General features: G+C 60.8%; 20 protein-coding genes. 10 read left to right on the top strand and 10 right to left on the bottom strand.

From position 1 onward, the window contains the following. Positions 1-207 precede the first annotated feature (207 nt). Together ACIP90_RS00545 and ACIP90_RS00540 are read left to right on the top strand one after the other, a co-directional pair. Positions 208-495 carry a hypothetical protein gene (locus ACIP90_RS00545; protein WP_400575806.1) on the top strand — a complete coding sequence of 96 codons (288 nt, stop codon included), beginning with the start codon at positions 208-210 and terminating at the stop codon, positions 493-495. Between the two features lie 11 nt (positions 496-506). Further along, complete coding sequence (locus ACIP90_RS00540) at positions 507-1,433, top strand: ABC transporter substrate-binding protein (protein WP_400575804.1); 927 nt, start codon at positions 507-509, stop codon at positions 1,431-1,433. A 259-nt stretch (positions 1,434-1,692) separates the two neighbouring features. On the opposite strand, the gene ACIP90_RS00535 is transcribed toward ACIP90_RS00540, so the two are convergent. Continuing rightward, positions 1,693-3,039 (bottom strand): aspartate aminotransferase family protein, encoded by a 1,347-nt coding sequence (locus tag ACIP90_RS00535; RefSeq protein ID WP_400575802.1) that lies wholly within the window; start codon positions 3,037-3,039, stop codon positions 1,693-1,695. A 128-nt stretch (positions 3,040-3,167) separates the two neighbouring features. On the opposite strand from ACIP90_RS00535, the gene ACIP90_RS00530 reads away from it, so the two are divergent. After that, positions 3,168-4,748 carry a PucR family transcriptional regulator gene (locus tag ACIP90_RS00530; protein ID WP_400575800.1) on the top strand — a complete coding sequence of 527 codons (1,581 nt, stop codon included), beginning with the start codon at positions 3,168-3,170 and terminating at the stop codon, positions 4,746-4,748. A 66-nt stretch (positions 4,749-4,814) separates the two neighbouring features. On the opposite strand, the gene ACIP90_RS00525 is transcribed toward ACIP90_RS00530, so the two are convergent. Next, positions 4,815-6,320: a CoA-acylating methylmalonate-semialdehyde dehydrogenase gene (locus ACIP90_RS00525; RefSeq protein WP_400575799.1), complete on the bottom strand. Its 1,506-nt coding sequence runs from the start codon at positions 6,318-6,320 to the stop codon at positions 4,815-4,817. 572 nt (positions 6,321-6,892) lie between these two features. Here ACIP90_RS00525 and ACIP90_RS00520 point away from each other — a divergent pair. Further along, positions 6,893-7,768: an ATP-dependent DNA ligase gene (locus tag ACIP90_RS00520; protein ID WP_400575797.1), complete on the top strand. Its 876-nt coding sequence runs from the start codon at positions 6,893-6,895 to the stop codon at positions 7,766-7,768. Positions 7,769-8,498: 730 nt separating this feature from the next. Here the strand turns inward: ACIP90_RS00520 and ACIP90_RS00515 are convergent. From ACIP90_RS00515 to ACIP90_RS00500, 4 genes are all read right to left on the bottom strand, one after another. Then, positions 8,499-9,878, bottom strand: a complete 1,380-nt coding sequence (locus tag ACIP90_RS00515; RefSeq protein ID WP_400576754.1) for a zinc-ribbon domain-containing protein — start codon at positions 9,876-9,878, stop codon at positions 8,499-8,501. A 785-nt stretch (positions 9,879-10,663) separates the two neighbouring features. Further along, entirely contained in the window at positions 10,664-11,716 is a 1,053-nt protein-coding gene (locus ACIP90_RS00510) for a TniB family NTP-binding protein (RefSeq protein ID WP_400575796.1), read from the bottom strand. After that, complete coding sequence (locus tag ACIP90_RS00505; protein ID WP_400575795.1) at positions 11,716-13,734, bottom strand: Mu transposase C-terminal domain-containing protein; 2,019 nt, start codon at positions 13,732-13,734, stop codon at positions 11,716-11,718. The genes ACIP90_RS00510 and ACIP90_RS00505 overlap by 1 nt, the downstream gene beginning before the upstream one ends. Next, on the bottom strand, positions 13,727-14,497 hold the full coding sequence (locus ACIP90_RS00500) for a TnsA-like heteromeric transposase endonuclease subunit (RefSeq protein WP_400575793.1): 771 nt from the start codon (positions 14,495-14,497) through the stop codon (positions 13,727-13,729). Before ACIP90_RS00500 ends, ACIP90_RS00505 begins: the two co-directional genes overlap by 8 nt. A gap of 517 nt (positions 14,498-15,014) precedes the next feature. On the opposite strand from ACIP90_RS00500, the gene ACIP90_RS00495 reads away from it, so the two are divergent. From ACIP90_RS00495 to ACIP90_RS00480, 4 genes are all read left to right on the top strand, one after another. Further along, entirely contained in the window at positions 15,015-15,506 is a 492-nt protein-coding gene (locus ACIP90_RS00495) for a helix-turn-helix domain-containing protein (protein ID WP_400575791.1), read from the top strand. 278 nt (positions 15,507-15,784) lie between these two features. Then, the gene (locus tag ACIP90_RS00490) at positions 15,785-16,558 is read left to right on the top strand and encodes a metallophosphoesterase (protein WP_400575789.1); all 774 of its coding nucleotides are present in this window, start codon (positions 15,785-15,787) and stop codon (positions 16,556-16,558) included. A gap of 694 nt (positions 16,559-17,252) precedes the next feature. After that, positions 17,253-17,717 carry a hypothetical protein gene (locus ACIP90_RS00485; protein ID WP_400575787.1) on the top strand — a complete coding sequence of 155 codons (465 nt, stop codon included), beginning with the start codon at positions 17,253-17,255 and terminating at the stop codon, positions 17,715-17,717. Further along, positions 17,718-18,098 (top strand): hypothetical protein, encoded by a 381-nt coding sequence (locus ACIP90_RS00480; RefSeq protein WP_400575785.1) that lies wholly within the window; start codon positions 17,718-17,720, stop codon positions 18,096-18,098. Positions 18,099-19,338: 1,240 nt separating this feature from the next. On the opposite strand, the gene ACIP90_RS00475 is transcribed toward ACIP90_RS00480, so the two are convergent. Both ACIP90_RS00475 and ACIP90_RS00470 read right to left on the bottom strand, forming a co-directional pair. Continuing rightward, entirely contained in the window at positions 19,339-21,027 is a 1,689-nt protein-coding gene (locus ACIP90_RS00475; protein WP_400575783.1) for a UvrD-helicase domain-containing protein, read from the bottom strand. Next, positions 21,024-22,631 (bottom strand): ATP-dependent nuclease, encoded by a 1,608-nt coding sequence (locus ACIP90_RS00470; protein WP_400575781.1) that lies wholly within the window; start codon positions 22,629-22,631, stop codon positions 21,024-21,026. Before ACIP90_RS00470 ends, ACIP90_RS00475 begins: the two co-directional genes overlap by 4 nt. A 160-nt stretch (positions 22,632-22,791) precedes the next feature. On the opposite strand from ACIP90_RS00470, the gene ACIP90_RS00465 reads away from it, so the two are divergent. Beyond that, positions 22,792-24,009: an ATP-binding protein gene (locus ACIP90_RS00465; protein ID WP_400575779.1), complete on the top strand. Its 1,218-nt coding sequence runs from the start codon at positions 22,792-22,794 to the stop codon at positions 24,007-24,009. A gap of 81 nt (positions 24,010-24,090) precedes the next feature. Further along, the gene (locus ACIP90_RS00460) at positions 24,091-24,399 is read left to right on the top strand and encodes a hypothetical protein (protein ID WP_400575777.1); all 309 of its coding nucleotides are present in this window, start codon (positions 24,091-24,093) and stop codon (positions 24,397-24,399) included. Positions 24,400-24,627: 228 nt separating this feature from the next. Here ACIP90_RS00460 and ACIP90_RS00455 read toward each other — a convergent pair whose 3' ends face one another. Both ACIP90_RS00455 and ACIP90_RS00450 read right to left on the bottom strand, forming a co-directional pair. Then, positions 24,628-25,047 carry a hypothetical protein gene (locus ACIP90_RS00455; RefSeq protein WP_400575775.1) on the bottom strand — a complete coding sequence of 140 codons (420 nt, stop codon included), beginning with the start codon at positions 25,045-25,047 and terminating at the stop codon, positions 24,628-24,630. After that, positions 25,037-25,864, bottom strand: a complete 828-nt coding sequence (locus ACIP90_RS00450) for a toll/interleukin-1 receptor domain-containing protein (protein ID WP_400575773.1) — start codon at positions 25,862-25,864, stop codon at positions 25,037-25,039. Before ACIP90_RS00450 ends, ACIP90_RS00455 begins: the two co-directional genes overlap by 11 nt. Positions 25,865-26,158: the final 294 nt, after the last annotated feature.

Below are 26,158 nucleotides of genomic sequence, written 5' to 3'. Positions count from 1 at the left end.
GCATGCTCAACCGGCTACCCCGACTACTAGCCCGCCCTGGAAGGCTTCCGCAGCCTCTGGGCCGAACTCAAAGCCCAAACGGGCCAGAACATCCTCACCCGCAGCGGCCGACTCTCCATCCACACAGCCAACAACCCCTGCATCCCCAGCCTCCTGGTCACCATCGGCATCAACGGGCCCAGGCGCGTAATCCTCAGCGACTAGGAAATGGCCGAATGGCCACCCCCTCCCAGCGCAACCTCCGCCTCGACGACAACGCCATCTACGACCGGCAGGACAGTGCTCCGCGCACCGACCAGGCAGCTACAGCCGCAGCCCAGGCCCAACTGCGCAACCATCCACACCAACACACCCATCGACAGCATCAACGAAACCAGCGACAGCGTCGTCGTCACCTCCTGCGAGAAGTCTCGGACTTTCGAGGACGCCATCATCTCCTCCGGCGGCTGGTCCCAGCGGCATATGGCCCGGACCATTCCAGCTGAAACCATTTGAAAGGAAGCACCATGAAGACCAGAAACAAGATCCAGACCGCCGCTGCGGGGGTTGCCGTCCTGCTGGCCCTGACCGCTTGCGGCGGCACGGCAGCGGGCACTCAAGCGACGGAAATCCCCAAGACACAGAACACCCGTGACATCTCAGAGGGCATCCAGCCGGATCCCGCCGCGGTGGCACTGCTGCCGCAGTCCTTCAAGGACAAGGGTGAATTGACCGTGGCGATGGATCTGAGCTCCCCGCCGACCACGTTCCTTGCCGAGGACAACGTCACGCCGATCGGCGTGAACCCGGACCTCGCCCGCCTGGTGGCCAAGAAACTGGGCCTGAAGCTGAAGTTCGAGAACACGGCGTTCGACACAATCGTTCCCGGAATCGACGGCGGCCGGTACGACTTCACCGCCACCACCATGTGGGCCACGCCCGAGCGGCTGAAGGTTCTGGACATGATCGACTACCTTAAGGACGGTTCATCCGTGTTGGTAGCCGCAGGAAATCCGCTCAATCTGACCAATGACACGCTGTGCGGCAAAAATATTGCCGTGACCAAGGGCTCCGCGCAGCAACTGGAGTACCTGCCGAACGTCTCGAAGTGGACTTGCACCTCCCAAGGCAAGCCGGCCATTAACGGCGTGACCCTTCCCAACGTCCAGGATGCCCTGACCCAGCTGCACTCCAAGCGGGTCGACGGTGTCTTCTATGACGCCGGTGCTCTGGCCTGGGCCCAGATCCAGCAGCCCAACTCCTTCACCGTCCTGACCCCACAGGTGGATACGCGCACGAACACCAACGCCGCCATGGGTCTGAAGAAGGGATCACCCTTGACCCCGGCCCTGCAGAAGGCCATCCAGTCCGTTCTGGAAACCCCGGAATACAAGAAGTCCCTGGACTACTGGGGCCTGGGAGCATCAGCCATCACTACTGCTACGATCCGCTAGCACCAGTCGGTACGCCAATGCACCAAACGACGCCCCAAGGGAGTAGAAGCGCGCTGCACGATATCTATTCGAGACCCTGGCCAAGGCTGCGACGGCCACAGTCCAATTGACCAGCCCGCCCCGGCAGCTTGATGCCCTGCCGGGGCGGGCTATCTGGGTGGACCATGGTGAATTGGGACCGGGCGGCCGCTGGATCTGCCGGTACTAGGGGACAGCCACGCGAGGGGGCTCTTCGTCTCTTTGCCTGTGGAACCTGTATTCAGATAGTCATTGCGGTGAGGGCCTGGTCATAGATGGACAGTGCCTGCTCCACCTCTTCGGCGGTAACGACGGCGGGCGGCACCACGTGGATGCGGTTGTCCGCAATAAACGGCAACAGCCCGCGTTGGAGCAGTTCGATTTTGAGCCGACCCATGTACTCCGGGGCGACAGGTGTGCGGGTGGTGCGGTCCTGGACGAGTTCGAGCGCCCAGAACACGCCGCGGCCCCGGACTTCGCCGATGACACTGTGCTTCTCAGCCAGCGCCCGCAGGCCCGGTTCGAGGTGGTCGCTGCCGATCCGGGCAGCGTTGCCCACGATGTCCTCTTCCTCGAAGGCTTCGATGGAAGCGACGACGGAGGCGGCGGCAAGCGGGTGGCCGGAGTAGGTCAGGCCGCCGGGGAAGACGCGCTCGTCGAAGGTGGCGGCGATCTCGTCGGAGATGATGACGCCGCCGACGGGGACGTAGCCGGAGTTCACGCCCTTAGCGAAGGTGACCAGGTCCGGGGTGACGTTGAATGCGTCGAGGGCGAACCAGTCGCCGGTGCGTCCGAAGCCGGCCATGACCTCGTCAAGGATCATCACGATGCCGTATTCGTCGCACAGCGCGCGGACGCCTTCGAGGTAGCCGGGCGTCGGGACCAGGATGCCTGCGGTGCCGGGGACGGTTTCGAGCAGGACGGCGGCGACCGTTTGGGGCCCTTCGGCCTGGATGACGCGGCGTAGGTGGTGCAGGGCGCGCTCGGTCTCCTGCTGCGGGCTCTGCGACCAGAACTCGGAGCGGTAGAGGTACGGTCCGAACACGTGGACGTGGCCGCGGGCGTATTCGTTGGAGATGCGGCGCCAGTCGCCGGTGGCCGCAATCGCGGCGCCGGTGTTGCCGTGGTACGAGCGGTAGCGCGAGATGACCTTGTCCCGGCCGGTGTGCAGGCGGGCCATGCGGATGGCGTTTTCGTTCGCGTCCGCGCCGCCGTTGGTGAAGAACACCTTCTCCATGTTCGCGGGGGCGTGGGACAGAATCTTGGCAGCAGCCGTGCCGCGGACGTGGTTGGCGTGCGCCGGAGCCACGGTGGCCAGGCTGGTTGCCTGCTGCGCGATCGCCGCGATGACCTTCGGGTGCTGATGGCCGATGTTGGTGTTCACCAGCTGACTGGAAAAGTCCAGGAACGTGTTGCCGTCGTGGTCCCACACCGTGCTGCCTGAGCCGCCGGCGATCGCCAGGGGGTTGAGGGACTTTTGCGCCGACCAGGAATGGAAGACGTTCGCCCGGTCCAGGGCAACGACGTCGGCGTTGCTAGGGTTTGCGCGGGTGGCTGCGGCGTCCAGGATTGCCCGGCTGGCGACCATGTCGGTTCCTCTCGTTGGATGGATTGGTACGTTCCTTCATCATCCGGTTCCGAGGGGTTGTAGCACCGTATACGTTTGTACAATTAGTCTATTTCTGTTCGACGTTTTTACATCCTTAGGGCCCCGCCATGCCTCCCAGCCTGAACGTCCTCCTCCGCAGCCGCTCGCTAAAGCTCCGGCTCGTTGTGCCCGATCTTGGTGCGCCGCAGCTTGAGAAACCCATCGGCTGGGTACACAGCTCGGACCTGGAGGACCCCACCCCGTTCTTGGACGCGGGCCAGCTGCTGCTCACCGATGGCACCCAGTTTCCGGTGGACGCAGGGTCTGTAACGACGACCACGGACCCGGCCACGCAGCGCCAGGCGCCGGAGGGGCCGCACGGCCAAGGGTATGAAGAGTATGTGCGCCGGCTGGTTGATCACGGCATCGCAGGTCTTGGCTTCGCGACGCAGGTGATCCACGGGACGTTGCCGAGGGGGCTGGAGGAGGCCTGTCGGCAGCAGGGTTTGCCGTTGCTGGAAGTGCCGGACCGCACGCCTTTCATCGCGATCATTCGCATGGTGGCGGACTACCTTGCCAGGGAAGAGCACGCCCGCGCCGAATGGTCCCTGCAGGCACAGCGTGCCATTTCCCGGGCGGCGCTCCGTCCCGACGGTCTGACCTCGATCCTGGGGGAACTTGAGCGGCAATTGCACAGCTGGGTGGCACTTTATGATGCGGCGGGCAACTACGTCCGCATGCCCCGGAACCGCCCGGTTCCCTCCAATATCGCAGGGGAAGTCACGCAACGGGTACGGGACGCGCTGCACCTGGGCACCCGCTCTGCCTCGCACCTGGACATCGGCGGCCAAGCGGTGACGCTGCAGACCCTGGGCCGGAAGGGCAATCTCCGCGGCGCACTGATCCTGGGCGCCATCGAGCCCTTGGACCCTGCCCGGACGGATATCGTCAACAGCGTGATCGGCCTGGCAAGCCTGGCATTGGAACAGGCCCGCAGCCTGGATACCGCACGGCGGCACCTCCGTAGCGGTGTCTTCGAACAGCTGCTGGCAGGCAGCACCGACGTCGCCGTCAGGACAGCGCGGCAGGTCTGGGGCCAGCTCCCCCGCGAACCGCTGCTGGTGACGGCGTCGCGTCAAGAAATTCCAGCACCGAACCTGCTCGAGGCGCTGGAGCTCCTGGCCGACGACCACCACGGCGCGGTGTTCTACGCCCTGCGGGGCGAACTGCTGATAGTTCTGGCAGGACCGGCGCATCAGGACAAGGTCCTGGAACTCCTCCGGCGGCACGGCGCGGTCTGCGGCATTTCGGCTGAGACAGGAATGAGCAGTCTGCCCAATGCCCTTGAAGAAGCCAACCGCGCCCTCCGCCATGCCGTAGAACTCGACCGGGCCGTGGTCGGATTCTCCGAACTGTCCGAGGGCGGAATGCTCGGTCTGCTGAAGGGAGCAGCGGCAGGACCGGTTGCCCGGGGACTGCTGCAGCCGCTGATCGCGCATGACGCGGCGGAGCACACGGAACTGCTGGAGACAATCCGGGAATGGTTTGCCAACAACTGCGTGTGGGATAAGACGGCCCGCAGCCTGGGGGTGCACCGGCATACCCTGCGCAACCGGATCGACGCCGCCGGCCGGATTCTTGGACTCAACCTTGACCGGATCGGGGACCGGTTGGAGCTCTTCGCGGCTGTCCAGTTCCTGGAGGAATAGCAGGACAAGGACAGACAGCAGGCCTCCGGCGAAGGGTCCGGAGGCCTGCTGTCCTGTGCTGGGTCCCTAGTTTTGTGGGAAGCCCAGGTTTATGCCGCCGTGGCTCGGATCGAGCCAGCGGGAGGTGATGGCCTTCTCGCGGGTGAAGAACTGGAAGCCCTGGAGGCCGTAGGCTTTGGAGCTGCCGAAGATGGAGCTCTTGAATCCGCCGAAGGAGTAGTAGCCGACCGGGACCGGGATGGGCACGTTGATGCCCACCATGCCCACCTCAACCTCATTTTGGAAGCGGCGCGCCGCGCCTCCGTCGTTTGTGAAGATGGCCGTGCCGTTGCCGAATGCGCCGGAGTTGATCAGGTCCAGGCCTTCTTCGTAGCTGCGGACGCGGACCACGGACAGCACCGGGCCGAAGATCTCTTCGGAATAGACACGGGACGTGACCGGAACTTCGTCGATCAGAGTGGGGCCCAGCCAGAAGCCGTTCTCGTCCCCGTCGACGTTGATGCCGCGCCCGTCCACTACCACCTTGGCGCCGTCTTCGATGGCCACGTCGATGTAGGAAGCCACTTTGTCACGGTGCTGCCGGGTGACCAGCGGGCCCATGTCGCAGTTACGGCGGCCGTCGCCGATCTTTAGCGTGGCCATGCGGGCGGTGATCTTCTCGATCAGCTCGTCGGCGACGGGCTCGACGGCGACCAGGACGCTGATGGCCATGCAGCGTTCACCGGCGGAACCGAAGCCGGCATTGATGGCGGCGTCGGCGGTCAGTTCAAGATCGGCGTCGGGGAGGACCAGCATGTGGTTCTTGGCGCCGCCCAGGGCCTGGACGCGCTTGCCGTTCCGGGCAGCTGTCTCATAGATGTACTGGGCAATAGGCGTTGATCCGACGAAGGAAATCGCCTTGACGTCCGGGTGTTCCAGCAGGCCGTCCACGGCCTCCTTGTCGCCGTGAAGCACGTTGAGTACGCCGGCGGGCAGGCCTGCCTCGGTGAACAGCTCTGCGAGCCAGTTGGCCGCCGTCGGGTCCTTCTCGCTGGGCTTCAGCACCACGGTGTTGCCGGCGGCTATGGCGATCGGGAAGAACCAAAGCGGGACCATTGCCGGGAAGTTGAAGGGGCTGATGATGCCGACGACCCCCAATGGCGACTTGGTGGAGTAGACGTCCACGCCGCTGGAGACGTTCTCCGAGTGCTCGCCCTTGATCAAGTGCGGGAACCCTGTGGCCAGTTCGACAATTTCCTGGCCTCGGGTGATTTCGCCCAGCGCATCGGAGAGCACTTTGCCGTGTTCGGCCGTGATGATCTGGGCGAGTTCGCCCTTTCGCTCGTTCAGCAGCTCGCGGAAGCGGAAGAGGATTTGCTGGCGCTTGGTGATGGAGAGGTCGCGCCAGGCCGGGAACGCCTTCTGCGCCGAGGAGATGGCGGCTTCGATATCCGCAGGGTTGGCCTGTGCCACGCGTTTGGTTTCGATTCCACGTGCTGGGTCGAAGACAGGTGCTGTGCGGTCACCGGCGGAAGGTGCTTCTTCTCCCCCGATGTAATGGGGCAGCACGGGAAGTTCCTGGTTCGTTGACACGATTCTTCTCGCTTTCGGGTTGTTGATTCCGCTTTGCCTGAAGTGGCCTGCCAGCAACGGTAGCCGGAGGGCGACCCGGAAGGCTCCTGACATGTGTAGCGAAGTTTCGTGGCTGATCGACATATGTACAGGCCCCAGAGGCGCACTGTCTCGAATAACGTTTGGCAATGACCTCACCCCAGGAGTTCTCATGAAAAAGCGCAGGCCAGCCTCCACGTACCATGCCCAGGCGCACACCCTCGCCGTCCGTACCGGCGATCATTGCCCTCAAACCGGCTGGTGGCAGCCTATCCAGCAGCAGGCCTCTGGCGCCACGACGGCTTCACGGTTTGTCGGTCAGGGAAGCGTCATGCCCGCTATAGGAGGCTCACCCTCGCTCTGGGTGCCGAGCCCAAGCCCTGATTGGGTAGGTCCCAGGGCTGATTGAGTGACCTGAACGTCGCCACGGCCAGATCACCCCCGCACCTCATCCCAGAGATGATGCTCATGCGAAGGATGTTCGAATTCGCGACGTGAAGGACGTGCCCGACACACCGACAGTTGCTGTGCCGGACACATATGGCAGTACAGAAATGCGACGTCCGCGACAACCTTTTAAGACCCAACAGAACCGGTACTTCCCCGAATTGGCCGAAGCCATCGCGGCCGCCGTCCCGCCTGGGTGCGTGGTCGACGGCGAAGCCGTGATCTGGTCGGATGACCGGCTGAACTTCTCCGCCTTGCAGCAACGTCTGGGAGCCAGCCCGAATTCACTTCCCGGACTGGTCCGGGAGGTGCCTGCGAACTACGTCGCGTTCGACGTCCTGGCTGTGGCCGGGCACGATGCCCGGGACCTGCCGCTGCACCAGCGGCGGGCGCTGCTGGAAAGACTGGCAACGGGCTGGGAGCCTCCGCTGTCCCTCTCCCCCACCACCACCGACCCCGAAGTGGCCGCACAGTGGTTTGTTGAGCTGCCGCACACAGGGATAGAAGGGCTGATCATCAAAGGCACAGACCAGCCATACACCCCAGGGGTCCGCTCGTGGCTGAAGCTGAAGCACAGGGAAACCGTGGAGGTCGTCTGCGGGGCCGTGATCGGACCAATCACCCGACCCTCAGAGGTCGTGGCCGGGTTGGTCCTGGACGGTGAGCTGCGGATCGTCGGCCGCTCCAGCCCACTGAAGACGGCTGATGCCCGAGAACTAGCCCGATGGCTCAAGCTGCCCCGGGGCGAACATCCTTGGCCCGCCACCGTGAAGGGCACGACCCTGGACAGGTTCAACCGGGACAAGGAACCTGTCGCCCTCACACTCGTCGAACCGGTGGTCGTGGAAGTCTCGGCCGACACGGCCTGGTCAGGCCGGTCGTTTCGGCACGCACTCCGCCTGCTCCGGGCAAGGCCAGAACTCTCCCCCGCCGAGGTTGTCCTCCCGGAGCGACTGACAACACGCCCCGACCTCCGATCGTAGGCGGAGTTGCGGCCACAAAGCAGGACCCGGTTCTTTCGACGCGGTGAAAGTAGCGATATTTCCGGACCTCACGCTGGCACACGAACGAGCTATGTAATCCCTAACCAGGGTCAGGACCGGTGAATTCATGCAGAATCGTGCAACGGCGGTCGCGGCCAGCTCTCTGCGGTGCCCGTCGGGAACATGAGCGCGCAGCCGCTCCATGCGTCGTACCAGGGGCGTGAACGCTGCCACCGCTATTTGGGCTTCTCCACAGATCCGTTACTCTCCGAACTGACGGATGGGGGACGGCGTTGGGATGCTGCAGCCAGCAGGTCTCGATCTTCTTTGTTCAGCCGAAGCCGTGACAGGGAATCTATTGCGAGCCGCCCCATTCTTGCCCTTTGCGGGTCGTTGGACACAGAGGAGTCAAGAGCCCACTGCAGGTGCTCCCAGTCAACTTCGCTGCCCTGCCCGGCCTGGAAGCCTCCATGCCTTCCCCGGAAGCTACGCAGAACCAAGAGGACGATCAGTACTAATTCGATTATTAGGATGAGGACGATGGGGCCCACAGCGGCCACTATCTGCCACCACGGTGCGGGGCCGGTGTGTATCACTACGTCGATCGTCTGAGCTGGGCTCGGATACATGTCATACCACTCCTACTTAAGCGGGCGTTCGGGCTGTCCCCACTGCCAGGACAGATATTTGGACTGGCTCAATCATGGGAAGAACGAGGAACTGCATGCTGTCAGCCGTTTAGCCCGTTCGGGGCTGCGCGCAGGTGCACGGGGCAGTCCGTGCATCCCCCGGCTCGGAGCCGGTTTCGGAACATCATGTGCTGTTCGTGTCCGAAGGGGCACCGCCACCCTCGAAGGCAGCTGCCAGGAAGGACTTCGGAAGCTGTCAGCCCGTCGTTCAGGTCAGGCGCCCAGTCTCGGGCAAGGTCAGGGTACTGAGTGGCGAGGTCGTTATATCCGGGCCAGAGTTTGCGGTGCGAGCAGTAGGGGCAACCGGCTTTTTTGGACCCGGTGCGGTTCATTACCGGAGCTGGATAGTCGTGGCCTTTGGGGCACAGCCAATAGACGAGCATCTCGCTCCCGAACGTCACCTGTTCGGGCGTTGCTTCCCCGTTCTTAGTAGGATGCCATTCAGCCGCGATCGCGGGGTGCGTCGTCCCGAGGTCATTGATTCCTGCTACAACACGCCGGCCCGAGCAGATGGAACACCCCTGGCCGATTTTTCGCTTCTGGATCTTTTTCCAGTAGGTATGGCCGTTGGGGCACAACCAAGCAAACTTATAGCCTGATCCGCTGATGACGTTGTCGGGCCGGACGTCTCCGTTCAGGTCCGGGTGCCATTCCGCGGCCAAGGCAGGGTGGGTCGTTGCTAGATCGTTCGTGCCCGCCAGCACAGCGAAGTTTGCGCACACTGCACAGCCGGACCCGTTGTAGGCACGGTTAGCGACCGTGGCGGGATAGCGATGTCCCTTACGGCAGATCCAGTGCACCATCTTGCCGCTACCGGAAACCACGTCACCTGGTTTCAGTACATTTCGCGTCAGGTCCCATTCGGCGGCCAATCGGGGGTGGGTCTCCGCGAGGGAGTTGTACCCGGCTAACGCCGTCTGCCCTGAACATATTGAACACAGTTCCTTACCAAGGGCAAAGGCGTGGGCCACCTTCGAACAGTGGCGCCTGATGACGTGCCCCGCTGGGCAGATTAGTAGCGCCGGTTGATGGGGGCTTCGGATTGCTGTTCGGGGTGTCGAGAAGCTTCCTGCCACAACATATAGCTCCGAAAGTTCTGGCCATGACGTTCCCCTCGGCAACTCAAGTTGGTCCAGGTATCGGCTGAACGGCTCCAAGGGGCGCTGTATTGGCCGTCCATTTGCCGGGTCCCAGGAGTCAACATGAATGAGCGGGTGAAATTCTCGACCCAGGCGTTCGCCTTGGACCTGCTGCCGAACCCACAAGAAAGTGGGTCGCAGCAGGAGCCACAGCGAGTCTCTGAGACTGGCCTCGGCAGCAGGTACTGCTCGCTGGAGATGGGCGTTCAAGAAGTTGCGGGCTTGGGCATAGGTCCGCCGGGGATTGAGTAGTGCCTGCAGGTATGCAGGTTGGCTCAGCATCCAGGCAATGGACACTACTGCCGGGTAGTTCTCCGCAGTGACGCGGCCAGTGACCGTCCCCGGTATTTGACGACTCACGAGTTCAACAAGTTCGGCCACAAGCGCCGGTGGCGCCGCTCCGCGACGGAGGAGTTCCCGGTAGCGGCGTTCGGCGGCGAGTACTTCGTCCGAGACGTAAACCAGCGGAAGCGGCAGCCGCGGACCGACTTTTCCGCCTTCAGGGCGCCGAAGTGTTACTGCCCCTGTGCCGGGTCCTGTCCAGAGGCGGTGCTTGAGGCAGCAATAATCCAATGCATGTGGACTTTGTTCCACGGCCCAGCCTTGAGCGCAGAAAGGACAAAGGAATCGCGGGGAGTCGGCGTGGCTACCCGCCAGGTCCCTTTGTCGTTCGAAGAAGCCTGATGGCACGCCTGCGCGAGTCTCCAGGAAGACCTCAAGTGCGTTTCTTACGTCCCGGCGTCTTATTGTCCTGGCTTGGGTTCGGGGTGCGAAGGACATTGCGAGTTCTCTTATTGTTCCGGTGCCAAGGAAGTTAGTTTCCTCCAGTCGAGCCGTAAAACTAGCTGCCGTTTCCAGCCGGCGGATCCGTGCGCGGAGAGGCAATCTGCCCCTCATGTCCCCGATCGTCGGGTGGGTCTTTGCCACGTCCAGCGAGGTAGGTATTCCCCCGTCGTCCATTGCGCCGGTCTTTGCCGGTTCTTGCCGATTCCCTGGTCCGGATGCAAGGTGAGTCTCCTCTACGTGACTGTCGGCGTCCTTCGCCTGCAGGCTTCGTTCGATGGACGTCATTTCCCGTCGTCCATGTGGGCGAGATCGGATTGAAGCCAGTTTTCGCTTGCGTCGATGTCCAGGGGGATACTCTCGAGAACCTCACGTGTAATGGTTTCGTCTTCGGAGTCCGCATCGCTCGAGATCAGCCACTGCGCGGCCCCTGTCAGAAGGCGTCCGAGGCTACCGATGGAGCCGCGGGTCCGGTCATGGAGGTATTGCTCGTGCGCGGCAAGGTCCCCTTCGTGGTGGTTGAAGAGAAGCAAATGGTGTTCAAAGGACTGAATGATCCCCTTCCAGAGTGCCTTCTCAGTTGTTGTGGCTCTCATGTACCTGTGCAGCACTTCGGAGGTGAACCGTCCTCGTATCTGCTGTCCACGGTCGCCTGTGAGCAAGGGCCCAAGATGGATGTTGATGCCGGCATACAGGAAGGTTGCCGGAACTCTGTTCGAAAGGGATTTCAGAACGTCGACACTCTCTCCGTTGCCGTTGTTGAGCGTGCTGAGGTTGTGAATTTCGTCAACGACCACCAGGACCGTTCTGCTCTTTTGGAGTTGACCTACAACTGTTGTCAGCAGCGATTCAAGGGTGTCCCGGCTCCTGATGGGCAGCCCGAGGAACTGTGCGAATCGTCCCACGACCGCTTTGCCGGTGCAGCCTGCTGGTACTTCTATGTAGATGACCGGTTTCTGGTCGAGTTCCATGAACTGGGGGTACTGACGGGCATAACGTTCGTAGATCGTCTTCATTGCCGCAAGGCACGCAGTCGTTTTGCCCATGGTCGACTCGCCCGAGACGAGGACCCCGAGGCGCCCTGCCACACGGGATCGGTTTTGCAGGACGGCAAGCTGGGTCTTTCGCACCACGGCTTTGAGCTGAGGCGTTGAAATGACGAGGTCGGCACCCAGATAGTCGAGCCGTCGGTTGTTGAACGCCTCCCGCTCCGTTGGTCCCATCCCAGCCCACGTTGAGGGGTCGGGCAATTCCGGCAATTCACCGGGTTGGCTCAATACGTTGGTGAGTCCTTCCCATTGATCAAGGACCTCAGGAGGGCGTTCGGAGAAAAACATCAGAGGTACTCCTGATTTGGGTCAAAAATACCCACTGTCGGAACTTCGATGTCGGGGCTTTCGGACGGTGCGAGCAGGTCAGGCCGCCGTACAACAAGGTCAGGCATCCCGGCGTCGTGAGCAAGCTTTTGCGCCGCTGCCTGCCGTTGCTCGGCAGCCCTTGTTTTCGCCTTTTCAGTCCGCGTGGCCCTCAGGACCTTTTCGATCACACGCCCGGATTGCAGGTCCCCCTTGACACCCAGTTCCGCGGCGACATCTCGGGCTTTTTGCCTGAATTCAGCGGAGAAGGGCTTTCCGAACGCGTCCTGGTTCATCCAGTCGCACTGAATCCACGACTGGTCCTCGGGGTCCTGAACCCAGACAGCCGCGGGATTGTTCGGATCCGTCCGCACGGCCCATTTGCGCTTATGGCCCGTCACATAGGACGGCGAAAGCCGATAGCGCTGCAGATCCGGGGAGTCGTATCGCCGATATTGAATCTGGATACCATCCATCTGGATGGTCCGGTATTCAATCGGCATCATCGCTATGTAGTCAGCCGCCGTCAACGGGATCGGTACAAATCCCGTGGCGTCGAACATTGCCATGTACATCGAGTTTGGCGTGTGGACGACACCCGGGCATAGGGGGTCCCGGAGTCCATCCTGCGGTCTGTTCTGCCAGATCACCGTGACCCACCGTTCAAAAAGCTCTGCCAGCGTATAGATGTCCAGAAGCCCGGCATCTTTCTCAGGCGATTTGCCGCGCCGGCTGACCTCTCCGCCGGTGTATCCGGGCAGGTACTGGGCGAAGAGGGTTTTGATGGCGTCGAATGCCCGTTCTACGTTCGGCTTGTCCGTCGGCGTCCGGATGGAGCACTCCGTGATGCTGATTCCCAGTCCCTGGCAAGCGGAGCGGAACGTTGTCGAGAGGTAATCCGACCCGTTATCCGTCACGATCCGCGCCGGAACAATGAACGGCCTGGTCGTGTCGTACTTTCCGACCTCCTCGGAGCTCAGGCCGGCTGCCCATGGCATCTCCGCGAGCTCAAATTCATTGAATGCCGCGACCGCGGGGCGCAACGGGCGTGGAACTACGCACTGGGCCAACATGCACGAGAGGTCAAAGCCCTTGGTCGCAACGCGTCTGATGCCGGTCGAGATGATGCTTCGCGTGGCCTTATCCAGGAAGATGACCAGCTTCACCCTTTGCGACTTCCCATCGTCGTCGAGCACAAGGATGTCGAAATCAGACGTGTCGACCTGCACTTCATGGCCAGGCATGATTGGCGGGCGGGAACTGTACATGCGGGCAGGAGCATTGGCGGCGCTGCGCCTGTTCGCAGCATTGCCGAATGCGTATTTGTTCTTCCCAAGAAACGCCTCATATCGCCACAGACTTGTGCGCGGCGGGACCTTGACGTCCTGGCCCGGATAGTCCCTCAGGAGGCGCTTTTCCAGCCGCAGCGAAAACCGCTCGCCTGAACCCGTCGACGAATCCCGCTCGGCGGCAATAACACTGATCAGCGCATCTCTGACTCGCGGATCCAGCTTCCTGAATGGGTCATCGCGGCGTGAGCCGCGGCGGTCGATCAACCCTGCCTCCCCTGCTTCACGGTAGGCGTCGAGTTTTCGCCGAAGCGTCCGCGCAGAACAGGAACAGCCAAGACTGTTCAGTTCCTTAACCTTCAGATCGATACGCTCGGCCAGGGAAAATCGTGCGGGATCATACTCGGGACGGGGTTCCGTGTCGGGGGTGGGGGGCGTGCCGTCGATCAGCTCCCGGAGGTGGAGCGCCAGCAGGTCGATGTGCTTGCGTTCTTTGTCCGAGATTGTGTCCAGTATCGCCGGATCGGCGTAGTCCGTGGTGCCTGCTCCCCCGGGGATGTCCGTCATCCTTTGGACCAGTTCAGTGATGTGGAGTACGCAGTATTCCCGATCATCCACATTCTTCAGTTTCAGATTCCCGCGGTTCAGGCCGGTGATGACGTAGTTTCCGTCATCGAGCCTGATCTCCTGGCCAATTCGGACGCTATACATTTTCGTTCTTTCGGAGAATAGTGTTCCAGGACAACGGGCGTGCTAAGTCAGCGCGGATCTCTCGTGTCCATAAGAGGTTGTAGATAAAGTGGATGCTGAAGGCAGGAGCTGATGAACTTATTGCCCGAGCTACGTCCAGCAACCGGGCGGGCTCGGACAGGAAGTCAACCACGAGTTCCTGAATCTCGTTGGGTGCTTTGTACCGGGGGGGCCGGTAGGCTGCTAGCCATTCCAAGTTGTGGCGCATGGGCAATCCAAGTTCGCCCAGGATCTGATATGGCCAGCCGATGCGCTGGCAAAGGTCTCTGGTCTTGGTGAATGTTTCCGTTGCTTTGGCATCGATGAGATTCTGCGGCCGAACGTCACAAAGGGTTTGAGTCCCGTCCCTTTGAACAGTGAAGAAGTCGGGATAGTGGCTTGTTCCGTCGGCAAAGTAAATACACATCGGCTGGGTAGATATGCCTACGATGTCCTGTGAGAAGTCCAGCCACATCAGTGCTGAGTACTCCGTGAGGGATTCGTACCAGAGATGCTGGCCCGTGCGGGAAAACCAGTAATAGCCTTCATAATTACGCCGGCGGGGATATTTGATGCCTTGCCGGAACACTGCAGCTTTATGAAGCTCCAAACCAGTGGCCCTGCTGTCCGCCAGAGCCATATGTCCGATGCCCTCGGCGTCGATCCAATGAAGGACGTCGCGGCCGTATGTTTCCCTTGGTCCTTGCTGACGGTCTGACCGCCGCCTTTTTTCTAGGAGGCTCATTTCCAGCACTCGCCATACGGAAGGACGGCTGCATGTGATCTCGTTACGCGCGCTGTCGCGGTTCTTTTCTTGGTTGGCTTCATCAAACCACCGCAGATCTTCTCGATCCAGGCGCCCTATTCAAGGAGGACGGCATCGCGGGCGGGCGAACCGCACGAGCAGACACACTCCTGCGCCTACATGGCCTGAATCTGCCGCGTCGAGGTCTTGGATGAACCATCGAGAATCGACCGTCTGAAACGAGTGTAGGCAACACAGGAGGCTTGCCGGCAATCACGACGTCTTGGAACGGATAGGCAGTCATGGCTGCCAGCTTCATCACCCTCAAGGACAGAGGATGCTGGTGTAGAGAGCTGAAGTTATCCGTACGACAAATAAATTATACGGCCCACCACAAAGATTTGTACCGCCCTGCGTTAGAAAAAGATCGTTTCCCGCGTACGGGAGTATGTTCGTTGTCATGGTAGAACCCCGCCGAGAGAGGCCCAGGACGGGTCCGAGGTATGAGCCGCGCGCCATGCTCATCAACCCCCGGGAGTTTGGCAGGAAGCTGCGTCCGGAGTTCGTAAAGGAGACCGAGGCGAACGTTACCCAGGTTTCCGGCGCGATGATCCAGCACGTGTTTGCCAAAGGGATACGCGAGGCCCTTATGGAGCGCGGCATGAGCGTGGTGACGTTGTCCGAAATGACGGGCTTGAACTACCAGAGGCTTACGCGCATGCTGCGCGGGTCCGTCCTCATGCGCTTGGACGACATTGGAATGATTGCGCGCGCATTACCGGAGGCATTCGACTCCGTCGTCGGCAGATACGACCCGCGAGACCGTTTCGACGCCGATAAGAAGTCACGACTGGCACGGATTTACGAAGCAGCTCGACCGATGGGCTACTCACCGACCGAGGAACCCGTTACGCGGAAGTCGAGCCAAGCAACAGACCAGACGCAGACCGCAGAGTCGCTGCCGCCGCCCAGCGCGTTCCGCCCGCCAAGCTACTCGCCTCTCATCTGACGCCCTGCCACTCCCCTGCGCCAGACCCGGAGCTACACTCGTCTTCTTCGGTCCGCCCCGCGCAAGTCCCAGTCACCAATGGCGCGGTTCTCGGACCTCCGCAAACGCTATGTCCCACGGCAAAGTGTCCCGCCAACTTGCTGAGCCGACCACGTCTGCTGCTCTAAGCTTGACCACTGCCTTGCTGCTCTTCCAGACTTGGGGGCCGAAATCGACTGATGGGGTTGCCGCAAACCCGGATTGAACACAGTACTCCGGCATCTCCGTATGCTGGACGGATGTCTTGCTCCTACCCTCTCGCAGTCTTCGGTGACTGGCATGGCAACGCCGGCTGGGCGCTGACCTCCGTCAGGTCAGCTGCCCGCCAAGGTGTCCGAACCGCCATTCACGTTGGAGACTTCGGTCTTGATTGGCCCGGTGCTAAGCGTGGACGTTATGAAGCCAAACTGAACAACTACCTGACGGACGTAGGGATCACGCTTGTCGTCTCCGGGGGAAATCACGACAACTGGGACACTTTGGCAAAGCTCCACGTCGAGGACGACGGCTTGGCCACCATTCGGTCCAATATCCGGGTCCTGCCGAGAGGCGGTCGGACCATCATTGAGGGCCTTGCCATTGGCGGCTTAGGCGGCGCGTTCAGCGTCGACTACGAGCACCGGACCGAGGGGAAGGACTGGTGGCCCAATGAAGAACCCACTCGAGAGGAAGCCGAAGCCCTCATCGCCGGCGGTCCCCTGGACGTCTTGATTACCCACGACGCGCCGGCAGGCGTCCCGCTGACGGGAGACTTCCGGCTCAGCCCAGATTTTATGGATAAAGCGAACAAAACCAGGGCCCTACTCAGAGAGGTGGTAGATGCGATGGCCGTTCCTCATCTCTTCTGTGGCCACTGGCATCAGCGGCGCATACACGAGCTGGAACATTCGAACGGAATGGTCACGAGAGTGGACGTGCTCAATATGGAAAACTCCCGTCACGGGAACGGCGTCCTCGTGTGGCCTGGCCAAGTTCCTCTGCGGATTGACCCGCTTGAAATTCGGAACACATAGATAAGTGCTTCCTCGCATCTATGACTTGCCTGCTAGCAGCAGGTCCGGTGCAAGTAGCGACCGTCAGCAAGGACGGTGCTCCGGGCCCAACGGCAAGGGAGTAAGCCAGCTCGGGCGCCCACTCGGCAGCATCCACGCTTCCTACTCTAGGTCGGCGACTGGAACGGCCAGACGGGTAGTCGGCGAGGCGTCACTCGGCCCGGCTTAGAAAGCCCAGGCCGGGATGTCGACGCAGAGCTTTGATTCCGGCGGGAGACCCTACGATGAGCAGACCGACGGGAAGGTTTCGGCGGATATGCAGTTGGTGGGCGCCGATGAGAACTGGCACCGACGGGGATAACGGTTGGCGAACGTCGCGAAGAATCAGGAAGCCGTTCTCACGCAGGAGGGACGGATCTGGGGCCACCTCGCGGGCGACCAGCTCATAGACGGGCCATCCCGTGGGTGGTACAGAACTAGCGAGAAGGCGTCCGGTACAAACCAACGCTCTTGCCCTCGGATTATGGTCTACCCGCCATCAGATCCGGGCACGGTTATACGCGTCGCATGTGAGGCGCGGAACTACGTCCCAGGCCGCAGCTAGGTACGGTGTTGTGTTACGTGGCCTGGAAAACGCCCAATTACGTGCTGGTCCACGCCTAAAATTAGCGAAGGAACAAACCGGTTGGTTTAGACTGCGGTGGGCTACTGGGTTATGATCGAAAATCGTACAGTCGGTTCCTCCTCGCCTAAAGCGAATGCCCTTAGGGCGGCAAAAGGTATGTCAGAAAATATTCAAAGTTCGGCACCCGCCGACACACCCGTGGTTACTCATGTGAGGCAGTCAAAGGTGATGCGCCGCAGACGACGCATGATGGCGCTGCTGTTAACCCTAAGTGTATTTGTGACTGCTGTATTCGTCGGTGCGCAGTTCCTGAAACCGCTACTCGGAGGAACCCCGAAGGTCGTAGACACTAGCGGATTTCTCATCACGACATTTGTCGGTTTCGCAGTTACAACACTCTTAATCGGCGCTTTCTCCCTTTTCTGGACCAAGACCAAAAGAAAATCAAACCAAGATTCCTCTGCAGCGTGGGCGGCGAAGCTCACTGAAGACGTTTGGGACGAAGAGATGACAGGAAATGCTGGACCAGCTGGAGCCAAAAGAGAAGGGCTTTAGATGGCCACGAGAACCACAGTTGATTGGACCCCCGATGCGGAGCTGGCAGCCAAAAAACACCTTGCAGTACATGTTGAAAACCTTCGCCAAGAGGCGGAAAACGTAGCCCGAAGAAGTGATTCGGTCAGTGTCTCAGAGAGTTATGTGACCTCTGCCGCGACGCACCTGCGACTAGCACCGAAATCTCACAAAGCAGCGGATCTGATGCAAGGTGTCGGCACGACTTTTTTTGGCATCGGCGGCGGTGCGATCATAAACGCCTTCCAAGCCAGTTCCCCCAATCCCGTTCCTTTCGATTCAGCTATGTTGCTCTACGTTCTCTTGAGCGTTTGCGGAGCGGTGTCGGCAGGAGTGGGCTATGCCCTTAAATATGGGAAGTAAGTCCTTTTTCGGCGGTCGTTTTTTCTAAACGTCCCAGCCCCCGTTTTCTGTGTTGATCCGGTCAAGAGTTTCATTACCTTTCCTGATCGGCAGGGAGATCGCGCCTACTTTTCGCTTCCCGATCGGCCAAGCGAACGGTACAAGGCTACGTGGATCGTCGTAGCTTCCGTCGATCACTCGGCAAAGACGAATCTCCTGCCCGGCGGCATGGCAGCCTGCAAAGACGATTAGGACGGCAACATCAGGGATTTCACGAAACGGGCCGGGCCAACTTCTTCTCGGAGTGTCTTGCGGATGCGTCAAGACTTCAACTACAGCAGTTCAGGGAAGAAATTCGACAGCATCAGGCTGCATCTTCCCGGTCCATGCACTCTTGGCCTCGAAATCGGTGCACCTCGTCGCAGTGGAGGTATGCCTGCGGAATCAACGTGGCAAGTCGAATCCATGGGATCCGTAGAGGTTGCAGTATTGCTTGAACAGGAATTCCTCTGCGCCATTCCCGCCCAGCGAAGCTAAAAGCCGATGGTAAAGCGAGTTGGTGGTGGAACGCAACGCATCGGTGCCGCCTGATCGTTGGACCCTGCGGTCTCGGTGACGCACGCTAACTTCGCCCAAGCCGTCATAGGTCGCGGTAAAGGAAAGAGCTGTGCGCGATTGCGGATTGACGTAGACGTAGACGTCGTGCCGGACGAGCGTGCGAATTGCGCTTCGTGGAGCGATCCGCACGTCGGCCAGGTGCGGATGATACGTGTCCAGGGCCGCTGCATCGATGGAACCAGAGACAACGGCGTTAGCGGTAACAAGGGTTGCCCTGAGCTTTTCCTTGGCCCTGCAAGGTCGCCGTCCAGCCAGACAAGGGCGTGCTCGATGGGTCGTCCCCGACGAACGACCGTGCAAGCCTTGTCGGTGACGGTCGAAACTGAGCCATTGTGACGCCCGCGAAATGGCTCACTTTTCGACCATCGCTGACAAAGCCTGACAGCAAGGACCACTGAGGCCTTGTCGCCTGAGAGTATGATCCTTGCCCGTCACTGTTGGCCTGTTGGAGGCGTTCCTTGATGGCATCCCACGTTCCGGTGACAAAGAATATCCCCCATTCGATCGGTGGCAGCCCTATGCCGCGCACATAACTCGAAAAAGACAGCGGCGCCCTGACATTTCCGTTACACACACAGAAACGACAGGGAAGATTTCGTCCCGGCCGGAGCACATCTCTCTCCGCGCCTGTGACTTATCAGGCTCAGCGGGTGGCGATTTCAGCCCAGGAAGCAGTCTGAAACCACTGCACAAGGCCGGCGGTATCCGTCAGCGTTGCCCTTAGTCCGGCTGTCAGGAACCGAGAGGGATCTTTTGCGAAAACGCGCCCGTTCAGCGCGGGGACTTCGGCTGCGTAGGTCAGGACGAGCCCGTGCCGCGCACGCGACATCATGACGGACAGGACTCGTGCCTCTTCCAGAAGCGCTTCCTCACTTTTTGCCTCAAAGAAGGGGACATTTCCTTCTTCGAGGCCGACGACGACAACCCAATCAAACTGCTGCCCCTTGCCGGCGTGGCCCGAGAGCAGATGCACCCCCGCCTTGGTCAACAGCGTCGAATTGTCACCGACTCGAATCCGCTTCGAGATCTCGACCGGTGTCAGCCCCTGAGTGAGCAACTCGAGCACCCAGCCCAATGCATCGGCAAGCGCCATACGATCTGCTGGGTCTTGAATCTGGTGGAATTCGGCGAAATCCCTTAGAAACTCGATCGAGTCATCCGCGGCCAGCACGGCGCGCACATCCATGCTGGCTAAGACTGCCTTAACCCGGCGGGCCGTGGCGGTATCGAGCACGCCATCATCCCACCGGTGGATCTCGAGGCCAGATTCCGCGGCGAAGGCGGCGTCCAGGAAGCGGCGCCGAGAGCCGATACGAGAGATGACTCCGATCCGCTGAGTGGGTGCGTACGAGAGAATCGCCTTCGCTAGTTTCACAACCCAGGCTGCTTCTGAGGCTGCAGTCCGGTGTCCAGCCTTGGCTGCCAGACCACCGGAAGGCCAGGTATGGGGCGCCGCGCAAGTCAGGACAGTGCCCTTGGTAAGCGGCACTAACGCGTTCACCGCGGCGAGCACGGTCGGGGACGAACGATGCGACTCAGTCAGCTCGACGACATCGCCTACTTCATTGGCGATGCGGGCATACACCTCCTCGGGCTTGGCGCCAGTGAAGCCGTAGATGCCTTGGGCGAGATCACCAGCGTAGGTGGTGCGGCCATCACCAATTTGGTTGATGATTCGGAGCTGCTGCGGCGTAAGATCCTGGAACTCGTCAACAACTACCGCGGCGAAGTGGGAGCGGTAAAGGTCGGCTACTTGCTTCCGCGCCAGGATCAGTTCAGCAGCGCGGGGAAGATCGTCGTAAGTGAGTTGTTTCTCCCGCACCCGGAGCTTCTCGATTTCGAGGGCGTCGGGATTCCCGTCTGCCTCGACCAGGCGAAGTACCTCGGCGTCATTCACCGGGTCCTGTTTGATGCGCTGGAGCACTTTGTCGACAGCGGCACTCTGCCCGAAGTTAAGTCCTGAGCGCTGACATTGTTCCCTCACCCAGTCGTTCTCGGGCAAGGTCCACGCGGGGTCGAGACCGATGGCCGCGGCGTGCGACCGATACAGCCGGGCGGAAAGACCGTGGAAGTTAATGACGGTCACCTTGTCCCGCAACTCTGCGGTCGTCAGATAGCTGCGTAGCCGCTCTCGGATGTTGTCTTTTGCACGGTTTGAGAAGGTTGCAACCAGAATACGTCGGGCGCCGGAGGCCACGCCGCGGCGGAGCATCCCCTGCACGCGCAGGGCCAGCGCTTCGCTCTTGCCGCACCCTGCCGGCGCGACGACAAGCATACCCATCTGGTCGCTGTCGCGAATTTGGAGCTGGCCCTTCGAGGGTTCGATCGTCACAGCGAGGCCTCGACCTGGCTAAGCATGCCGTCGATACTGGCAATCGCCCGCGCGGAGGCCTCGTCCAGGAGCGACACCGCAACCAGTGCGGCATTGACTTTGTAACTGCGGCAGAAAGTGGCCAGGTCAGTATCGGTGAACGTACCACTTGGGCTGGTGGGTACCAGCCTGCGCAGATGGTTGGGCCTGAACAGGGTCGAAGCGACGAGCGCCGACTGGAGCTTGGTGGCTCCGATCGCGGCGACGTACTCGTCTTCGAGATCCGCACGCGAAACCCACACGAAGTTGCTGTTGAGGTCCGCAGGCTGCACACCGAGCTTCGCTGCAGTCTCAACTTCGGCATCAGCGTCAATCAGCATGGAAAGCGGCACATTAAATCCGCGGGAGCCGAAGAGGGTGTCGATAGCCCCCATGTCTCCCGCGCCGTTCGTTTCGATGAGCGATACGCCGAGCCGATCGAGCGTCCTATTGGTGAGCTCGGCAGCCCGCTCAACGATGATTCGATCTGCGATTCCCTCAACAGCTATCACGCGGCGAGCGGTCAGTGGCTCAAGCCGGTCACGGACCCACCAGCGGACCGTCAGCCGCTCGTCGCTCGTGAGGAAGCCTGCCTGGGGCTGGACCATGTTGCCCCCTAGCTTGACGACGACGATTGAGTCTGGGTCAAACGCGCTGACGATGTCCGGTGAGTGCGTGGCGATGATTTTCTGGTTGCTGCTGGTTTTGAGCAGTCGCGCGAGGCTCCGTTGGCTCGTTGGGTGGAGGTGGATCTCAGGCTCATCGATTCCGACAACGTTGGCGCCCGAGCTCGTCAGATCGTAGAGCGCAATGGCGTAGAGTGCCCGCATGCCGTCGGACTGTGCGGTGAGATCTCGGAGCTCGCCGTCCTTCTGGATCTGGAGGCGGACATCGTTCAGGAGGTCCTGTTCCGCAGACGAGCCAGGCACAAAAGCTAGGTCGTCGGTGCCGATGACTGACGGCAGCGCCTTGGTCAGTTGTGCGGCCAGATCCGTCCGAACTCCTTTCATGACGGTCGATTCGGAGAGCACTGTTGCAAGCTGCTGCACTGCGTCGTCGAAGTCAGCCCTCTCAGCGCCAAGCTCGACGGCGTCGAGGAGGTCTCGGAGGGCAGAGCGGCGGTCTTCACGGAGCTCACGCGCTTGGCTCGTAGCGCTGAGGAACCGCCAGCCGATCGCTTCGAGCTGGGGTCTCGACAGCTGACGTCGGGTACCGGCGCCGACAGCGATTCGCTCAACGTTCAATGTCTCGTTGCTATCGACGGTTGCGCTAAGGCGAAGGGTCAGGGTTGTGCGACCTGTGGCGGCATTGACATCGATCTCGTCCGGAAACGCGGCCTTCTCGTCGTCCGAAAAGTCGGCGAGCTCGACCTGGACGACGAACTCACTCTCGGCATCGCGGAAGTCTTCGGCCGTGATCTGTGCGTATAGCTGGGCCGTGGACGCTCCGAGAATGAGCTGAAGGCACCGTAGGATGGAGCTCTTCCCGACGTCGTTGGATCCGACCAGTACTAGGTGGTCACGAACCTCGATCTCCACATCGACGATGCGGCTGTGGTTCTGAATGAGGAGGCGCGTGAGCTTCATGGGTTCCTGTTTCCGTTAGCGCGATCGGGCTCTTCGTGCTGTGTGCCAGCTCGTTCTCGTCTTCGTTCGGTCTGGCGTCACCAAATCGTCATCGCTAAATCCGTCGATGAGCGCTGGGCGTCCTGAATGGTTATATCACAAATTATCCGGCAGCATCCCAATGTTTGAAATGCTGCCCGATAATTCGGTTAGGATGAAAGGCATGGAACCTGCCCTCAATCCGTTCTCTCCTGGCTCCGGGGTCAAACCTCCTGCCCTTGTTGGGAGGCAGACGGAGATTGACGCCTTCGACCTTCTGGTGGCCCGGGCAAAAGCCAATGCCGCGGGCGACCGCGGAATTCTGCTTACCGGGCTCAGGGGTGTGGGCAAGACAGTCCTTTTGAACGAGTTCTCTGAAATGGCCCGCCGCAATGGTTGGTTGGTGGTGCAATTCGAGGCCCAGCCCGGAGATGGCGGACCTGAAGCCGTGCGCAAAAAGCTCGCCCGCGAACTACAGCTAGGAGCGCGCCGACTTCGCCAGACACCCGCTTGGTCACATCTTCGTAGTCAAGGCTTGGGAAGCATCTCTAACATCTCCGTTTCCCTCGGGATGCAGGGACTTACCGCCGATCTTAAGTTCGATGCCGGACGTGCAGATTCACGAAACCTAGAGATCGATTTGGAAGAGATGGTTGAGGACGTCTCGGCGTCGATGAGAAAAGCCAGGGCAGGCTTCGCGCTGGTAATCGACGAAATGCAGGACCTCGAGTCCGACCTGCTGGGAGCGCTGCTGACCGTCCAGCACGCCGCTGGCCAAAGGGGCTGGCCGTTCTACATTATCGGCGGAGGGTTGCCGTCGCTGCCGGGCCGGCTCAGCGAGAGCCGATCCTACGCCGAACGGCTCTTCCACTACCGCATGGTCGGCAAGCTCAGCCCGGAGGCGGCAGCTGAAGCGCTCACCGTTCCCATTGGCAGACTCGGGGCATTGCTCGAAGGAGAGGCCCTAACCACCGTGCTGGAAGCAGCTGGCGGCTACGCGTATTTCCTCCAGGCCTACGGGCGCACGCTATGGGAGACAGCGTCCGACAAGGTCATCACGGTCGGCGACGCCCGCCTCGCCGTCGAACTCGGAACAGCCGACCTGGACCATGGTTTCTTCGTGGCACGCTGGCAACGAGCAACACCCGCCGAAAGAAACTACTTGCGTGCGATGAGCCAAGACGGCGAAGGGCCCTCCGCCACAGCGGACCTGAGTGGTCGCCTCGGGAAGGACCATAGTTCCCTTACCAGCCAACGGGCCCGCCTGATCGAGAAGGGCATCATCTTCGCACCCGAACACGGGTATGTGCAGTTCACCGTCCCTGGCATGGGCGCTTTCATTCACCGGCAAAAAGACTGACCCTGTTGGGCGCCCGCTCCCCGCCCTACTTGCATCTTCTACATAGGCGGACCCCTATACAGTTCGGCCTATGCTGGTCACGTGAACCCTGTTCCGTCACCCAGCCGTATCGACGTCATCATTCATACTGGGGATACCGAGTGGCGGCAGATCGTTGCTGGACTCGGGCCGCTCGTCGTGCTCCTTGTTGCAGCATGGTGGTCACGGGCACGATGGGCGCTGGAAGCGACCCTGGATGATGATCCGGTGAGACGTGAGGTGGGCTTCGCTGCTCTGGACCGCCTGGCCACCAGCAATCTCACCGGCACGGAGGAGACACGTTTCATTGCCGAAGCCTGGAAGAGTGCGCTCCACGGCAGAGACAGAACAGGTGCCTTGTCCGAAACATAGTCCACTGTTGACAGCGCTTCACAGACCCGCATCAGCCGCAAGGAAGAGCGTGTGATCGTTCGCGCCGCCCGCCTTCGGCTCTCGACTGACAAGAAGCAAGGCATGCCGAGCCCTCCATGGGTGGAGGAAATCGCCAAGCGGCCTATTTAGACGGTGTCCGCCCTTATGTCGGCTCCTGTCAGGCAGGAGCCGACATAAGAGAAGAGAACGGCACGACAGTTCTAGTTGCTAGTCGTTCCGGACGGGATCTTGTTTGAACAGCGCGAGCTCGGATCGCCATGCTGCTACCGATACGGCGTCGCGCCGACCCTTCTCATAATGAACAAGGCGCGTTGACAACTGATCGACCCACAAGTTGAAGCGTGCGACGATCTGCGCCCGCTCCTGTCGTCCAGCAAGGGTCGCCTTGCCATGCTGCTCGTGGCTCCAGTTCACCTTGGCGGCCGCGAAGAGAACGGAGCCCTTATAGTGCTCGTCGGCCAGCCATTCCAGCAGCCAGGGCTCAAGATCTGTCTTGATGCCATCGATGGCGACCTTGAGTTCTGCTAAGCGCTCCACTACAGCGTCACCTACCTGAAAGTCGCTCTCAAGGAGGGCGAGTGGTCGGAGAACTTCGCGGATCGGCTGCAATTCTGGGCTATCCGTCATCGCCCTCACCTTCAATCTCCTTGTCGGCGGGGAGCACTGCCGCGGCGATCTTCTCAGCGATCGTTCTGATGTCGTCGCGAGCCGTCTCAAACCCGGCAAGGTCAGGAAGGATGCCGCTGTAGTCCGCCACCTCTTGGAACGTGGTTCCATGGAGGACGGGGACTAAAGTGCTCTTGTGAAGAAGCGCGCCGAGCTCTCGTTCTGTCCAAAAGCGGCCTACTAAGTAGGCTGGTGTCAAGAGTACGATCCCAGCTCGTGCCTTCCGGAGTCCCTGATCCATCTGCAGCGACTGGCTCTTGCCAGGAATAATGGCGATCTCGTCGAACCAGACGCGAACGTTGAGCGCCTCCAAGGCATCACGCAGGCTCTCCGCGGTCTGCGCCCCATCTATTCGCGCGTAGCTGAGAAACACATCCCACTCTCGCTCGTCTCGCGAAACAAGTGCATCTTGGACCCGATCTGCCAGCGCCTGCTCTGCAGGCGTGTATCGGGGCCCGCTATCAGCGGAGCGCAGTTGCCTTTGCAAGTCAGCGATGACTCGACCGTTGCGTGTGTTTACCGCGCTCACTTCCCGGTTATGTGCATCAACCCGCCGGTTGAACTGGTTGACGACCTGTTGGTTATGAGCTCGGGCTTTGCGATTATAGTCATCGACCGCCCGTTGATTCTTCCTATTAATTTCGTCAAGCTGTCGCTTCACCTGAGCTTCGGCTTTGCGCTGGGCGGACTGCAAATCGCGTCTCAGCTTGCCAGCATCGAACCTTGCCACTGAATTCCCCCTAAAAAATTTCATTTCGGATGAAAAGTTGTAGTGCACGATCGAAGTCGAGACGTTGCCTGCGGCATTTGAATCTCAGAGCCCGGTACACGTCCTCCAACGAGCGGACGACCGCTACTACGAAGGCCTGAAACTCCGAGGCCGTGCTCCCTTCGAGCTCTCGGCTGGAACCCTTGCTTAAGTACTTTCGAGTGGCCGACGATTTACAATCTGCCCCGACCTCCCACATCCGTCATTCCGCATGGCAGTTAGCAGTTTGTGGCCAGCTACTGAGAAACGTGGCCATCTATAGCCCTGATTTGGCCATGCTCCACGGAACATGGCCATCTAAAT

The organism is Arthrobacter sp. NPDC093139 (genome assembly GCF_044754165.1).
In the GTDB taxonomy this organism is placed as follows: domain Bacteria; phylum Actinomycetota; class Actinomycetes; order Actinomycetales; family Micrococcaceae; genus Arthrobacter.
Note: the sequence above shows the minus strand (reverse complement) of the source record. Positions and strands in the feature narration are given on the sequence as shown.